Below are 13990 nucleotides of genomic sequence, written 5' to 3'. Positions count from 1 at the left end.
AACCCCCGGGAGCCCCTCCCGGGGGTTCAGGCATGACATGTACCGTCCAATCACCATCACCGCTCTACGCGCGAAGATCCGGCACCCGCACCGCCTCCCCACCCCCACCATCCGGAGGTTTCCCCCATGCTCGGCATCGGCACGTCCCCCCGCAGACTCACCACCACCCTCACCGTCCTCGGCCTGCTCACCACGGGCGCCGTCGTGCAGGCGTCCACCGCGGTCCCGGCCGTCGCGGCGACAACGCACCGCGTGCTGTTCGACAACGCCCACGCCGAGACGGCGGGCAACGCGGACTGGATCGTCTCCACCAGCCAGCCCGACCCGACCGGCGAGGACGCCTCGCCCTCCGCCGAGACCGACTGGACGGGGGCGCTCTCCTCGTGGGGCGTGGCCCTCCAAAAGACCGGCGACTACGCGCTCGACACCCTGCCCTCGGGGTCGAGCCTCACCTACGGCGGCACCTCGGCGACCGACCTGTCGAAGTTCGACACGCTGGTGCTGCCCGAGCCCAACACCCTGTTCTCCGCCGCCGAGAAGACCGCGATCATGAACTTCGTGAAGAACGGCGGCGGGCTGTTCATGATCTCCGACCACACCGGCGCCGACCGCAACAACGACGGCGAGGACGCGGTCGAGATCCTCAACGACCTGATGACGAACAACAGCGTCGACAGCACCGACCCGTTCGGCCTCTCCATCGACGCGCTCAGCATCAGCTCCGACTACCCGGCGGCCATCAGCGACAGCACGAACCCGGTGCTGCACGGCTCCTTCGGCACGGTCACCAAGAGCCTGATCGCCAGCGGGACGACCGCCACCCTCAAGCCCGCCGACAACTCCGCCGTCAAGGGCCTGCTCTACCGCAGCGGTTACTCCGGGAACACCGGCGCCTTCTTCGCCACCAGCACCTACGGCAGCGGCAAGATCGCCTTCTGGGGCGACAGCTCCCCGATCGACGACGGCACCGGCCAGTCCGGCAACACCCTCTACGACGGCTGGAACGACACCGGCGCCACGAACGCGGCCCTCGCCCTCAACGCGACCGAGTGGCTGTCCTCATAACGGGAGATCCTCATAACGGGAGGTCCTCGTAAACACGGGAATCACCCGCAACGGGCCCCGGGGCACCACCACCCCGGGGCCTGCCCATGCTCAGCCGTACAGCGCGATCCGCGGCTGCACCGTGCCCTTCGCCGCCGAGTCGAGAACCGTGAGGCGGTAGACCTCGGTGAGGGTCTCGCCCGGGTGCAGGGTGCGCTGGGCGGTGGGGAGGTCGGTGAAGAGGGTGCCGGTCTGGGTGCCGAGCTGGACGGTTTCCCAGCAGCCGTCGGCGGTGCGGTGCTGGACGGTGACGTCCGTGGGCTCCAGGAAGGGGCCCGCGTCCGGGGACGAGACCAGGAGCTGGGGGGCGACCGTGAGGTCGGCCGCGGTGTCGTTGGTGTAGGTGACCTTGATCTTGTGCCGGTCGGAGTGGGCCTGGAGGTCGCTCGTCGGCAGGTCCACGAAAGCGGTGGGGATGAGGGGCGCCTGATCCTGCTGGGCGCGGGCGGCCACCGAGGTGGCCGGCTGGGTCGCCGCCATGGCGGGGCCCGCCGTGGCCAGGCCGGTGAGGCCGACGACAAGGGCCACCAGGGCGACCCGGAGACGGTTCTTCGACGACACGTTCGTTGTTCCTTCGAGTTCGTTCTCGGTGGGGGGTTCCGCTCGGCCTTCGGCCGACGCAACCAGTCGACATGACCCGCGGAACAACTACTGCCGGGTAGTGGAGAGGTCTTGTGGAAGGACCGACACAACGGCTCCTATCGACACGTTCACCCCTCCGGACGACACGAGAATCCTCGGACCTCGTAGAACCCCATACGCTTCACAGGCATCTGACAGTTCGAGTCCGATCCGGTGGGGTCGATGTGGCACACCAGCCCGAGGGGGAGCACGCAGTGAGTACGGAAGATCAGGTCGCGCGCCGTTCCGGCAGACGCGCACGAAAGGGCTTCGGGCGACTGAGAATCGCCGGAGCCGCGGTGGCAGCGCTCGCGGTCACCTGGACGGGGGCCCAGGTGTGGGCCGCGCAGTCGCCGGCGGACGCGGCGGGCTCGCCGCCCGTGCCGACGCTCGACTGGTCCGACTGTCAGGGCGGCTTCCAGTGCGCCAACGCCCAGGTCCCGCTGGACTACCGGGACCCCGAGGGCAGGACCATCACGCTGGCGGTCATCCGCAAGCAGGCCCCGGACGCGTCGAAGCGCAAGGGCACGCTCTTCATGCAGCCCGGCGGCCCCGGCAACTCCGGTGTGGACTTCGTCCGCAACAACTACGCCGACCTGCCGGCCGCGATGCGCGACGGCTTCGACGTCTTCGGCTACGACGTGCGCGGCGTCGGGCGCAGTTCCCAGGTCCAGTGCTGGGACGACCCGACGTACACCCAGGCGGTGACCAACGCCAAGGGTGTGCCCGGTCCGGACGCCTACGAACCCGCCGTCAAGCAGGCCGCCGACTTCGACCAGGCCTGCCAGACCAACTCCGGTGAGATCCTGCCGTACGTCGGCACCGCCTATGTCGCCCGCGACATCGACCTGCTGCGGCAGGCGCTGGGCGAGGACCAACTGACGTACTACGGCCGGTCGTTCGGCAGCTACATCGGCACCGTCTACGCCGCGATGTTCCCGGACCGGGTGCGCGCGCTGGTGCTCGACGGGGCGTACGACCCGCAGCACTACACCAACCAGCCCTACGCCTACGACCGTCCGCAGTACCTGGCGCTGGACGGCGCGATGAGCCGCTTCCTGGACTGGTGCAAGGCCGACCAGGCGACCTGCGGATTCGGCGGCGACGACCCCCGGGGCGCGTTCCAGAAGCTGAAGGCCGACCTGGACGCCAACCCGGTGACGACCGCCGGCGGCGGCAAGGCCAACGGCTACACCCTCGTCTACCGGCTGATGTTCAACATCAACGAGGGCAAGGTCATCTGGCCCTCGCTCGGTGAGGCGCTGGCCAAGGCGCAGGCGCGGGACAACACCTCCTTCCTGCTGCGTCCGCCGTCCCCGGCGAGCTTCGACTTCCTCAACCCGAACGTGGCCGTCGAGTGCGTCGACAAGGACTACCCGAGCGACCCGGCGCGGCTGAAGCGCGAGGTCACCACCAACGCCCGGCTGGCCCCGCTGCTCGGCCCGGCCATGGCCTACGGCCCGCCGACCTACGACCACCAGCACGCCACGGCCTGCGTCCAGTGGACCGGCGAGCACACCAGCCGCTACGACGGCTCCTTCCGCGCCAAGGGTTCGGCGCCGATCCTGGTGCTCGGCACCACCGGTGACCCGGACACCCCGTACAAGGACGCGGTGGCCCTGTCCCGGCAGCTGGACAACGGGCGGCTGGTGACGTTCAAGGCCGAGGGCCACACCGCCTTCGGGCGCAGCGCCTGCGCCACGGACGCGGTGGTGAACTACCTGGTGGACCTGAAGGTCCCGGCGCGCGGCACGACCTGCGCGGACGAGACCCAGCCGCCGTCCAAGACGCCGACGACGGCGCCGTCCGGCACGACCCTGGGCGAGCTGCTGAACGGTGTGAACGACCGTCTGGAGAAGGTCGGCCGCGTGCGCTGATCCACTCCGCCCCTGTACAGAGGAAGGCCCGGGCCGTCATCGGCCCGGGCCTTCGTCGTGCGCCCGACTGAAGGCGTGGAAGGCGGTTGTGGCGCAGGCCACAGGAACCGCGGTCGGCCCGCGGGGAGTTACGGGTGTGACGGAGACAGAACCAGCGACGGACACAGATCCGGCGGAGTCGCTACGGGCCCGCATCCGGGCCGGGGACCGCGCGGCCTTCGCCGACCTGTACGACGCGTACGCGCGGGCGGTCCACAACCACGCCCTGCGGCTGACCGGCGACTGGTCGGAGGCCGAGGAGGCGATGTCCGAGACCTTCCTCGCCGCCTGGCGCACCCGGGAGTCGGTGGATCCGGAGGGCGGCTCGCTCAAGCCCTGGCTGCTCGGCATCGCCACGCACAAGGCGCACAACGCCAACCGCGGCCGGCGCCGCCGGCTCGCCTTCCTGGCCCGCAGCCCGAAGCCGCGTCCGGTGGAGGACTTCGCGGAGGAGACGGCCGGCCGGATCGACGACGCCCGCCGACTGGCCCTGGTCCATGAGGCGTTGGGCAGGCTGCGCCGCCAGGACCGTGAGGTGTTCGCCCTGTGCGTGGCGGCCGGCCTGGACTACCGGCAGGCCGCCGAGGCGCTCGGCATCCCGGTCGGCACCGTGCGCTCCCGGCTCTCGCGCGCCCGGGCCCGGCTGGCCCGGCTCGCGGAGCAGGGATCGGGGCCGGCCGGTGCGGAACCCCCGGCGGGCCACGGAGAGAAGGAGAGTGAGGCCGCGCTCGCGGCCCTGTTCCTGCGGGAGGAGACCTCATGAACGCCGACAAGTCCCGGTGGGACCACCCGTCCCGGTGGGACCACCCGTCCCGGTGGGACCAGGAGTGGGACCTCCCGCCGGAGCGCCACCTCCACTTCAAGGACGTTCTGATGCAGCAGATCGACCAGGACCGCGACCAGGTCCATGTCCCCGCCACCGGCGAAGAGGCGGCCCCGGCACCGCGGGCCCCCCGCCGCCGGCTTCTGCGGCCCGCCGTGCTGGTGCCCGTCGCGTCGATGGCGCTGGCCGGGGCGCTGGTCGTCACCCTCTCCGGCGGCGGCCAAGGCTCCGCGCCGGCGACCGGGGCGAGGTCGGGCGGGACGGCCGGGGCGAGCGCTCCCTCCACCACCGCGAGCGGCGCCTCCGTCACGCTCGACCGGATCGCCGTCGCGGCCATGGCGTCCGACGCGACCCCGGTGCGCGACGACCAGTTCGTGTACGTCAGGAGCCTGACCCTCGGCAACGAGGGCACCTTCGACGGCCCGGTGCGACTCGCCAAGGCCCCGCACGAGCGGCGGATCTGGACGCCGCAGGACCCGGGCCCCCTCAAGACGGTCGGGTGGATCCTGGAGACCGGCGAGGGCGCGGTGATGCCGGGCCAGACGATCCCCATCGAGACCACCGACGCCGTCCCGGCGGGGATCTTCCATCCCACCTACAAATGGCTGGCCTCGCTGCCGACCGACCCCGGCGCGCTGCTCGACCTGCTGTACGACCAGGTGAAGGTGGCCGACGGCGAGTCCAGGGAACAGGCCGTCTTCACCACGATCGGCGACCTGGTGAGCGAGACGGTCATGCCGCCCGCGAACGCCGCCGCGTTGTACCGGGCGGCCGCGCGGATCCCCGGCGTGACGCAGATCTCCGACGCCGTCGACACCGCCGGGCGGCACGGCATCGCCATCACCCGCGAGGATGCCCGCTCGGCCACCCGCAACGAGTGGATCTTCGACCGGGACACCCTCGCCTTCCTCGGCTCACGCTCCTACATCACCCACGACCCGACGAAGGGCATCACGTCCGACACCCTCTACGGCAGCACGGCCATCATGCGGCGAGCGGTCGTCGACCGGCGCGGGGAGGAGCCCGCCCGGGCGAAGAGCTGACGACACCGCAGTCAGGCCCCGGCCGGGCTCCTCGCCGCCTCCAGGGCCCGCAGGATGCGGGCCAGGTCGTCCGGGGCCGCCGCCAGGCGGACCGGGCGGTCCGGGCGGTCCGCGTCGGAGAGTTCGGCGATGTGCCAGCCGCGGGGGACGGTGTCGCCGTCCGCGCCCCGGGGGCGCCGCACCTCCGTGACGGTGAGCCGCTCCGCGGGAACCGCCCGCGCCGCGAACCGGTCCGGCCCGGGGGTCACCGCGAGCGCGCCGCCGCCGAGGACGACGTGGGTGCCGAAGCCGTGCGGGTTGTAGTCGGTGTGGTCCAGGAAGCGGGCGGGCAGGAAGACGTCCTCGTCGGCGTCGTCGTCGGCCGCGGCCTCGCGCAGGGCGTCCCGGACCCGCCCGGTCTCCTCCGGCGTACGCACCCGGGTGGCCCGCCACGCCCACACCAGCAGGCCTACGGTGACATGCGCGCCCACCGCCACCCAGACGACCGAACCCGCCGAGCCGAACAGGGCCGTGGGGTGGACGTAGCACAGGGGCAGCAGCCACAGGGCCGTGCCGGTGAGCGCGGCGGCGAAGGGCAGGGCGGAGGGCAGGACCTCGTCGTCGGGCAGCCGGCGGCCGCGCAGGCGCAGCAGCACCCGGGCACCGGGGTAGCCCGCGGCGAGACCGAGACCGGCGGCGAGGACGGCCACCTCTCCGGCGGCGGGGATGTGCTCGCGCCACACATGGCGGTCCCCGGCGACCTCCCGCACCTCGCCCCGCCACACGGTCAGCCGTACAGCGTCACCGGCACGGAAGCCCCGCGCGGCCTCGAAGGAGACGGCGAGGCGCTCCAGGGGCCGGCCGTCGGTGAAGTACAACCAGCTGGTCTTCTTGGGCCGTTGGGCGTCGGTCCGCGCGACGACGGCCTCGACGGTGCTCAGGCAGTCCCCGTGTTCCCCGGCGGCGCACGGGGTGGCCGCTTCCCACGCCCGCCGGTCCGACGCGGTGTGCGGCACGAACGCGGCGGCCGTACCGGCGCCCGCGAGCAGCAGCGCGCACAGGGCGAGCGGCCAGGCCCAGCCGCGCCCGGCGGTGCGGGACGAGACGACGGCGAGGTGACCCGGCTCCGGGTCGCCGTACCGGCGGTGCAGCGCCCGCAGGGCGGTCAACCGCGCGTCGAAGCCGGAGTCCGCGCCGGACCAGTCCCGTGGCAGGGGCAACGGCCACGGGCGTCCGTCGCGCGGCACGACCACGACCCGCCGGCTCTGCCGCGCCCTGGCCCCGTGCGTGTACGTCAGGCGTACGCGCAGCTCGGCGATCCCGGACCAGGGCACGCTCCGGCGGCGCAGCACCGTGCGGGAGCGCAGGCCGTGGGCGTCGGCGTACACCCGGGCGCTGGCGGCGTGCAGAGCCGCCAGCGCCACCAGGGCGCCCACCAGCCCGGCGCCCGCCCACAGGGACAGGGCCGCGGGCCCGCCCCCGTACGCCGCACCCACCAGACCCGCGCCCGCCCCGGCCGTCCCCAGCGCGACGAAGCACCACAGGGCGCGCTCGTACGGGGGACGGCACGCGACTTCCCCGGCTGCCCCGGTTTCCCGGACTCCCCCGGCTTCCCCCGCTTCCCCGACTTCGGTCATGCGCGGATCGTGTCACCGCCGGGCCCGCCGCGGCTTGTGCGGAATCCGGCAGCCTCGGGGCCGGTCACGCTGCCGACACACAACCTTCCCGCACCTCGGGCCGTCTCACCGGACAGGAGCAGCACGGACATCAGCTGCACACACACCATGGGGGAATCATGCGACGCATCTCAGCCGCGCTGGCGGCACTGGTTCTGGCGGGAGCCGGACTGGGCGCGGCGGCGACCACCGCCGCCGCCGCCGCACCGGCCGCGGCCGCCTGCCCGACGGGCTGGGGCAGCGGGGACAAGGGCACGGTGGGATCGAGCATCATCCCGCTGACCGACGTCAGGGCCGGGCAGCACGAGTGCTACGACCGCCTGGTGTTCGACGTTCCCGGCGGCGGCAGCGAGATCGGCCACTACGTCGGATACGTCGACGAGTTCCACCAGCTCGCCTCGGGGAAGCAGATACCCGTGGCCGGCGGGGCCATCCTGGAGGTGCGGGTCGCCGCGCCGAGTTACGACCCGCACGGCGGCGGGGCCGTGTACCCGGGCCGGGCGGGCCAGCCCCTGCCGGGTGTGGACGTCAGCGGATACACCACCTTCCGGGACACCCGGTTCGGCGCCAGCTTCGAGGGCGAGACCCAGATCGGGCTGGGCGTCCGGGCCCGGCTGCCGTTCCGGGTGATCCAGCTGCCCGACCGCCTGGTGGTCGACGTGGCGCACAGCTGGACGAGCACCGGCTGAGAGGGACCGGCGTAGCGGTACCTGCGTAGCGGCGGCCCGCGTCAGGACCCGGCGCGGGCGGCCTCGACGAACGCGGTGATCAGGGCGGGGTCCTTGACCCCCCGGCTGCGTTCCACGCCGCTGGACACGTCGACGCCCCACGGCCGGGTGGCGTCGACGGCGTCCCGCACGTTGTCCGGCGTGAGGCCGCCGGCCAGGAGCCACTTCTCCCCGGGGCCGACCAGCGGCTTGACGGTCCAGTCCCAGGCGACGCCGGAGCCCGGCACGGGGGCGTCGATGAGGAGCATGTCCTCGCCCAGCTCCCCGCAGCGCGGCACCGCGTCGCCGAAGGCGGCGGCACGGATCAGCGTCCAGCCGCCCGTGGCGAGCTCGTCGTAGTAGTCCCGGTCCTCCGGCCCGTGCAGCTGGACGGCGCGGATGCCGGCGGCCTCGGCCACGGACCGCACCTCGTCCAGGGGTTCGGCGCGGAAGACGCCGACGGTCAGGACGTGCTCGGGCACCCGGCGGGCCAGCCGCGCCGCGGTGGCGGCGTCGATCCGGCGGGGGCTGGCGGAGAAGACGAACCCGATCGCGTCGGCGCCCGCCTCGACGGCCGTGTCGACGTCCCGCTCGGTCTTCAGACCGCAGATCTTGACGAAGAGGGAGTTGCTCACGGCCCCACCGTACCGACGCGAGCGAGGGACCCGGCGGGCGTGGGGCCCGGCGGGCGTGGAGCGGGGCCCGGTGAGGACAATGGGCGCATGTCTATCGTGAAGATCAACGTACTCACCGTTCCGGAGGACCAGCGCGAGACGCTGGAGAAGCGGTTCGCCGCCCGTGCGGGCGCGGTGGAGAGCTCGGACGGCTTCGAGTGGTTCGAGCTGCTGCGCCCGGTGGAGGGCACCGACACCTACCTCGTCTACACGCGCTGGCGCTCGGAGGAGGACTTCCAGAACTGGATGACCGGCCGCGGCCAGTCCGCCCACCGCGGTGGCTCCGCGGAGGGCGAGCGCCCGAAGCCGGCCGCGACGGACTCGACGCTGTGGTCCTTCGAGGTGGTCCAGCAGGCGGCACCGAGGCAGGACTGACACCGGGCCTCCACCCGCACGGATCCGCCTCGCGCGTCAGGTGTCGAAGTCGACGTCCCGGGTCTCCGGCAGGGCGAGCAGGCACAGCAGGCTCACCAGGCACAGTCCGCCGGTGTAGAAGCCGAGGACGAGCGGGGAGTCCCAGTGGCTGTGGAGCCAGGTGGCGGTGAGCGGGGCGAGGCCGCCGCCGAGGGTGTTGGCGAGGATGAACGTCGTGGAGGCACCGGAGTAGCGCAGCGGCCCGGGGAACAGCTCGGCCAGGAAGGCCGCCGCCGGGGAGAACATCAGGGCGAGCAGCAGCAGCCCGACGGTGTAGGCGCCGGTGATCACCACGCCGTCGCGGGTGTCGAGGGAGGCGTACATGGGGACGGCCCACAGGACGGACCCGGCGGCTCCGGCCAGCATCACCGGGCGGCGGCCGATCCGGTCGGCGAGCCGGGCCACCGGCAGGGTGAGCAGGATCCCGGCGCCCGCGCCGATGCTCGCGGCGGTGAGCATGGTGTTCTGCGGGATGCCGAGTTCCTTCGGACCGTAGGACAGGCTGTAGACGATCGTCAGGTAGTAGACGGCCGAGCCGCCGATCGCGGCGCCGATGCCGAGCAGCAGCCGCCGGGGATGACGGGTGACCAGCGTGCCGAGCGGGAAGCGGGACGCCGGTGTCCGGGCGCGCCGCTGAGCGGTGAACAGCGGTGACTCCGAGACCGTCGACCGCACCCACAGCCCGATCACCACGAGCACGGTGCTGAGCAGGAACGGGATCCGCCAGGCGCCCTCGGCGAAGCCGTCGCGGCCGGCGTAGTGCAGGGTGGGCAGGATGACCGCGCTGGAGAGCAGGAAGCCCAGCGAGGGACCGACGTTGGGGACGGCCGCGTACAGCGCCCGGCGGCCGGGCGGCGCGTGCTCGGCGGCCAGCAGTACCGCCCCGCCCCACTCGCCGCCCATGCTCACGCCCTGGAGCAGCCGGAGCGTCACCAGCAGGACGGGAGCGAACAGCCCCGCGCTCTCGTACGTCGGCAGCAGTCCGACACCGGCCGTGGCCACGCCCATCAGCATCAGGGAGGCGACCAGGGCCCGCCGCCGGCCCAGCCGGTCGCCGATCGTCCCGAACAGCACGACCCCTAGGGGCCGGGACAGGAAGGCCGCGGTGAAGGTGAGGAACGCGGCCAGCGAGGAGACGGTGGGGTTCCCGGAGGGGAAGAACGCGGGACCGAGGACGAGCGCGGAGGCGGTCCCGTACACGGCGAAGTCGTAGTACTCGATCGTGGTGCCGATCAGACTCGCCGCGGCGACCTTCGGAGCGGTGCTCTTCCCGGCCTTTTCCGATAAGCCGCCGGATATCGGGCCGACGCTCTCGGGGAGGGTTTTCGGCGGTGAATCGGGCATGGGGGAACCCACTTTCGGCCACGTCATAATTCGGGATGGCATACGGGGACGGCGTCCATTGTTCCGCCCTCAATCCCCGCCGGAGTCAAGGCGGTTGTTCCTGTCGAAGCGCTGTCAATATTCATGTGGCGCGACGCATAAAAATTTCCCGACGATGCCACCTTGCCAAGCAACAAATAACCCCAGAATGCTGATGCGCGCCCTCACTTGAAAGTTCTACGACCATCGTTTTTCGGCTGGGAAGGCGCATTGACGGTGCTGAGAACCGGCAAGTTATTACGTTCACGAAGGCTTTCGCTGGCGGGGGACGGCCGGCATCTGTTCGTCCCCCTCGACCACACCGTGTCGGACGGCCCGGTCACCCCGCCGGGACGGTGGGAGGACCTGCTGCGCGCCCTGGTGACCGGGGGCGCCGACGGGATCATCGTCCACAAGGGCCGCGCCCGCGCCCTGGCCCCGGAGATCCTGAAGGGCTGCGCGCTGGTGGTGCACCTGAGCGCCAGTACGGCGTGCTCCGCCGACGCCGACGCCAAGGTGCTGGTCGGTGACGTCGAGGAGGCCCTCGCCCTCGGCGCGGACGCGGTCAGCGTCCATGTGAACCTCGGCTCGGACACCGAACGGCAGCAGCTCGCCGACCTCGGGGCGGTGGCCCGTTCCTGCGACACCTGGGGGATGCCGCTGATCGCGATGGTCTATCCGCGCGGCCCGCGCGTCGACAACCCGCGCGATCCCGTCCTCCTCTCGCACCTGGTCAACGTGGCCGCGGACCTGGGCGCCGACATGGTGAAGACCTCCGTCGCCCTGCCGCTGGACCGGATGGCCGAGGTGGTCGCCCACAGCCCCATCCCCGTCCTCGCGGCCGGCGGCCCGCCCGACGGCTCCGACCTCGTCGAGTACGGCACGGCGGTGATGGCCTCCGGCTGCCGCGGACTGGCCGTCGGCCGCCGGATCTTCTCGGCGCCCTCCCCCGCGGCGCTGGTGTCCCGGCTGGCGGCGGTGGTGCACGGGCCACCGACAGACTCTTCTGGTGACATGAGCATGACCGACGACGCAGTCGGCTCCCCCTACTCGACGACGATCGTGGCAGGTGTCGCATGAGGTTCGCGTGGATCGATCTCCGTGAAGTTCCCCGCCCCCAGCTCCAGTCGGTGGTCGACGCGGCCGTCCACACCCGGATGGCCGGGGTGGTCTCCGCGGACGCGGACCTGCTGGGGACGCTGCCGCCGACGATCACGCGGGTGCTGGTGGCCGGGGGTCCGGCGTCGACACCGGGACCAGCGCCAGCCCCCGCCCCGAAGAAGGAGGCCAAGGACTCCCCCCAGGCCAAGGCCCCCAACCCCGCCCCCGACGTCCTCCTGCACACCTTCACCACCCAGGACGACCTCGACACCCTCGCCGCCCACCACCGCGCCCCCACCAACACCCCCGGCACCCCCGTCGCCGGCCACATCGACGTACGGGACGACCGCACCCTCCAGCTCTCCTGCGCGGGCGCCCTCGCGCTGCCGTACACCGTGATCCACTTCGCCGACCCGACCAAGATCCCGCTGGAGATCGTGCTCGCGGCGGCCGAACCGGCCGAGGGCAAGCTGGTGACCGTCGTGGAGAGCCTGGAGGAGGCGGCGATCGTCTTCGACGTGCTGGAACGCGGCTCGGACGGCATCCTCTACGGCCCGCGCAACGCCGACGAGGTGTTCGCGCTGGCCCGCCTGCTGGAGGCCACGACGCCCCAACTCGCCCTGTCCACGCTGACGGTGGAGAGCATCCGGCACGTCGGGCTGGGCGACCGGGTCTGCGTGGACACCTGCTCCCACTTCGAGGAGGACGAGGGCATCCTCGTCGGCTCCTACTCCTCCGGGTTCGTGCTGTGCTGCTCCGAGACCCACCCCCTGCCGTACATGCCGACCAGGCCGTTCCGCGTCAACGCCGGTGCCCTGCACTCGTACACGCTCGGCCCCGACAACCGCACCCACTACCTCAGCGAGGTGGGCTCCGGCATGCCCCTGCTCGCGGTCGGCGCCGACGGGCGCACCCGGCGGGTGGTGGTCGGGCGGGCCAAGCTGGAGTCCCGGCCGCTGCTGGAGATCCGCACCCACGCCGAGGACGGGCGGCTGGTCAGCCTGACCGTGCAGGACGACTGGCACGTCCGGGTGCTCGGCCCCGGCGGCAAGGTCCTCAACGTCACCGAACTCCAGACGGGCGACGAGCTGCTCGGCTACCTCGCCGCGGACAAACGCCATGTGGGCCTGCCCATCGGCGAGTTCTGCAAGGAGGTCTGATGGAGGACGATCTGGCCTCGCTCGTCCAGCGGTGGTTCGACGCGCGGGACGACCGCCTGCCGTATCTGACACACCGCCAGGAGACCGTCACCCGGGGCGAGTTACGGGAGCGGGTGGCCGGACAGGCCGCCGTGTTCGCCGGGTACGGCATCGGCCCCGGCAGCACGGTGGGCCTGCGCACCCCGCCCAGCTTCACCCAGGTCGAGGTGCTGCTCGCGCTCTGGCGGCTCGGCGCGCAGGTGCTGCTGTTCGACTTCCGGCTGAAACCGGCCGAGGTGAAGGCCCTGTGCGCCACCTGCCGGCCCCGGTTCATGGTCGGCGCCGGGACCAACGTCCGGGCGGCCTTCGGTTTCCGGCCCGAGTACGAGGTCGCCACCGAGGTCCGCAGGACCGGGCGCCCGGCCGCCACCGGGCACCGGCTGGTGCAGTTCAGCTCCGGCTCCACCGGGCGCCCGAAGGTGATCGGCCGGACCGTCGGCTCGCTCGCCGCCGAGGTGGACCGGTTCGCCGCGGTGCCCGGGATGCCGGGCGCGGGCGACCGGGTGCTGCTGCTCAGCTCCACCGCGCACAGCTTCGGCCTGATCGGCGGCCTGCTGCACGCCCTCGCCACCGGCGTCTCCGTCGTCTTCGCCCCCCGCGTCACCGCCCGCGACATCCTGCGGACCGCCGTGGAACACCGGGTCACCGCCCTGTTCGGGGTGCCCATGCACTACGACCTGCTCGCCTCCGCCCTCGACCCGCCCGCCCTGCCCGACCTCCGCCTCGCCGTGTCCGGCGGCGAGCTGATGCCCCCGGAGACCGCCGCCCGCTTCACCGAGCGCTACGGCGTCCCGGTCGGCGAGTCCTACGGCACCACCGAGTCCGGAGTGGTCGCCATGGACGTCGGCGGCGCCCTGCGGCCCTCCGTCGGACGGGCCGCCCCCGGGGTCGTCCTGCGCGTCCACCACGGCGAACTCGACGTCGCCCTCGACGAGTCGCCGTACCTCTTCGACTCGGGCGGCACCCAGTACACGGACGGCTGGCTGCACACCCGGGACCGCGCCACCGTCGACGCCGACGGAGCCGTACGCCTGCACGGCCGCGCCGACTCCCTGGTCGTCGTCGGCGGCCTGAAGGTCGACCTCACCGAGGTCGAACAGGTGCTGCGCCGGCACCCGGCGGTGGAGCAGGCGGTGCTGGTCCACGACGGCGTCACCGAGGCGTACGTCGCGCTCACCGCCGGTGTCGAGAGCCCGGGCGCGGAGGAGTTGCTGCGCTGGTGCCGGGAGCGGCTGGCCGACTACAAGCTGCCCCGCGTGATCCGGCTGCTCCGGAGTCTGCCCCGCACCTCCAACGGGAAGCTGCTGCGCCAGGCGGCGGCCCTCCAGGCGGCCCATCTGTCCCACGACTCTGCAACGGGAGTGTCCTGAC

General features: G+C 72.7%; 13 protein-coding genes. 9 read left to right on the top strand and 4 right to left on the bottom strand.

From position 1 onward, the window contains the following. Window positions 1-126 precede the first annotated feature (126 nt). Window positions 127-1065 (top strand): hydrolase, encoded by a 939-nt coding sequence (locus K4B79_RS19915; protein WP_232028140.1) that lies wholly within the window; start codon window positions 127-129, stop codon window positions 1063-1065. Between the two features lie 90 nt (window positions 1066-1155). Here K4B79_RS19915 and K4B79_RS19910 read toward each other — a convergent pair whose 3' ends face one another. Next, window positions 1156-1665, bottom strand: coding sequence for a hypothetical protein (locus K4B79_RS19910; protein WP_232028139.1), 510 nt, complete (start codon window positions 1663-1665; stop codon window positions 1156-1158). A 359-nt stretch (window positions 1666-2024) separates the two neighbouring features. Here K4B79_RS19910 and K4B79_RS19905 point away from each other — a divergent pair, with 359 nt between their 5' ends. The 3 genes from K4B79_RS19905 to K4B79_RS19895 all read left to right on the top strand — a co-directional run bounded on the left by K4B79_RS19905 (window position 2025) and on the right by K4B79_RS19895 (window position 5507). Beyond that, window positions 2025-3602, top strand: a complete 1578-nt coding sequence (locus K4B79_RS19905) for an alpha/beta hydrolase (RefSeq protein ID WP_232028138.1) — start codon at window positions 2025-2027, stop codon at window positions 3600-3602. 136 nt (window positions 3603-3738) lie between these two features. Beyond that, the gene (locus tag K4B79_RS19900) at window positions 3739-4404 is read left to right on the top strand and encodes an RNA polymerase sigma factor (RefSeq protein ID WP_232028137.1); all 666 of its coding nucleotides are present in this window, start codon (window positions 3739-3741) and stop codon (window positions 4402-4404) included. After that, on the top strand, window positions 4401-5507 hold the full coding sequence (locus K4B79_RS19895) for a CU044_5270 family protein (protein ID WP_232028136.1): 1107 nt from the start codon (window positions 4401-4403) through the stop codon (window positions 5505-5507). The genes K4B79_RS19900 and K4B79_RS19895 overlap by 4 nt, the downstream gene beginning before the upstream one ends. Before the next feature lie 11 nt (window positions 5508-5518). Here the strand turns inward: K4B79_RS19895 and K4B79_RS19890 are convergent, their stop codons facing one another. Then, the gene (locus tag K4B79_RS19890) at window positions 5519-7123 is read right to left on the bottom strand and encodes a PH domain-containing protein (protein WP_232028135.1); all 1605 of its coding nucleotides are present in this window, start codon (window positions 7121-7123) and stop codon (window positions 5519-5521) included. A gap of 158 nt (window positions 7124-7281) precedes the next feature. On the opposite strand from K4B79_RS19890, the gene K4B79_RS19885 reads away from it, so the two are divergent. Further along, on the top strand, window positions 7282-7851 hold the full coding sequence (locus K4B79_RS19885) for an AMIN-like domain-containing (lipo)protein (protein ID WP_232028134.1): 570 nt from the start codon (window positions 7282-7284) through the stop codon (window positions 7849-7851). Between the two features lie 41 nt (window positions 7852-7892). On the opposite strand, the gene K4B79_RS19880 is transcribed toward K4B79_RS19885, so the two are convergent. Further along, window positions 7893-8504, bottom strand: a complete 612-nt coding sequence (locus K4B79_RS19880) for a phosphoribosylanthranilate isomerase (protein ID WP_232028133.1) — start codon at window positions 8502-8504, stop codon at window positions 7893-7895. Window positions 8505-8591: 87 nt separating this feature from the next. On the opposite strand from K4B79_RS19880, the gene K4B79_RS19875 reads away from it, so the two are divergent. Continuing rightward, on the top strand, window positions 8592-8918 hold the full coding sequence (locus K4B79_RS19875; protein ID WP_232028132.1) for an antibiotic biosynthesis monooxygenase family protein: 327 nt from the start codon (window positions 8592-8594) through the stop codon (window positions 8916-8918). A 36-nt stretch (window positions 8919-8954) separates the two neighbouring features. Here K4B79_RS19875 and K4B79_RS19870 read toward each other — a convergent pair whose 3' ends face one another. After that, the gene (locus K4B79_RS19870) at window positions 8955-10301 is read right to left on the bottom strand and encodes an MFS transporter (protein WP_232028131.1); all 1347 of its coding nucleotides are present in this window, start codon (window positions 10299-10301) and stop codon (window positions 8955-8957) included. Window positions 10302-10556: 255 nt separating this feature from the next. Between K4B79_RS19870 and K4B79_RS19865 the strand changes: the two genes are divergently transcribed. Genes K4B79_RS19865 through K4B79_RS19855 form a run of 3 tightly spaced genes read left to right on the top strand, consistent with a single transcriptional unit; the run spans window position 10557 to window position 13989 of the window. Further along, window positions 10557-11399: a 2-amino-3,7-dideoxy-D-threo-hept-6-ulosonate synthase gene (locus tag K4B79_RS19865; protein ID WP_232028352.1), complete on the top strand. Its 843-nt coding sequence runs from the start codon at window positions 10557-10559 to the stop codon at window positions 11397-11399. Continuing rightward, window positions 11396-12580 carry a 3-dehydroquinate synthase II family protein gene (locus tag K4B79_RS19860; RefSeq protein ID WP_232028130.1) on the top strand — a complete coding sequence of 395 codons (1185 nt, stop codon included), beginning with the start codon at window positions 11396-11398 and terminating at the stop codon, window positions 12578-12580. The genes K4B79_RS19865 and K4B79_RS19860 overlap by 4 nt, the downstream gene beginning before the upstream one ends. Continuing rightward, window positions 12580-13989, top strand: coding sequence for a class I adenylate-forming enzyme family protein (locus K4B79_RS19855; protein ID WP_232028129.1), 1410 nt, complete (start codon window positions 12580-12582; stop codon window positions 13987-13989). Before K4B79_RS19860 ends, K4B79_RS19855 begins: the two co-directional genes overlap by 1 nt. Window position 13990 lies beyond the last annotated feature (1 nt).

Origin of the sequence: Streptomyces lincolnensis (assembly GCF_021173675.1) — a bacterium.
Taxonomy (GTDB): domain Bacteria; phylum Actinomycetota; class Actinomycetes; order Streptomycetales; family Streptomycetaceae; genus Streptomyces; species Streptomyces lincolnensis_B.
Note: the sequence above shows the minus strand (reverse complement) of the source record. Positions and strands in the feature narration are given on the sequence as shown.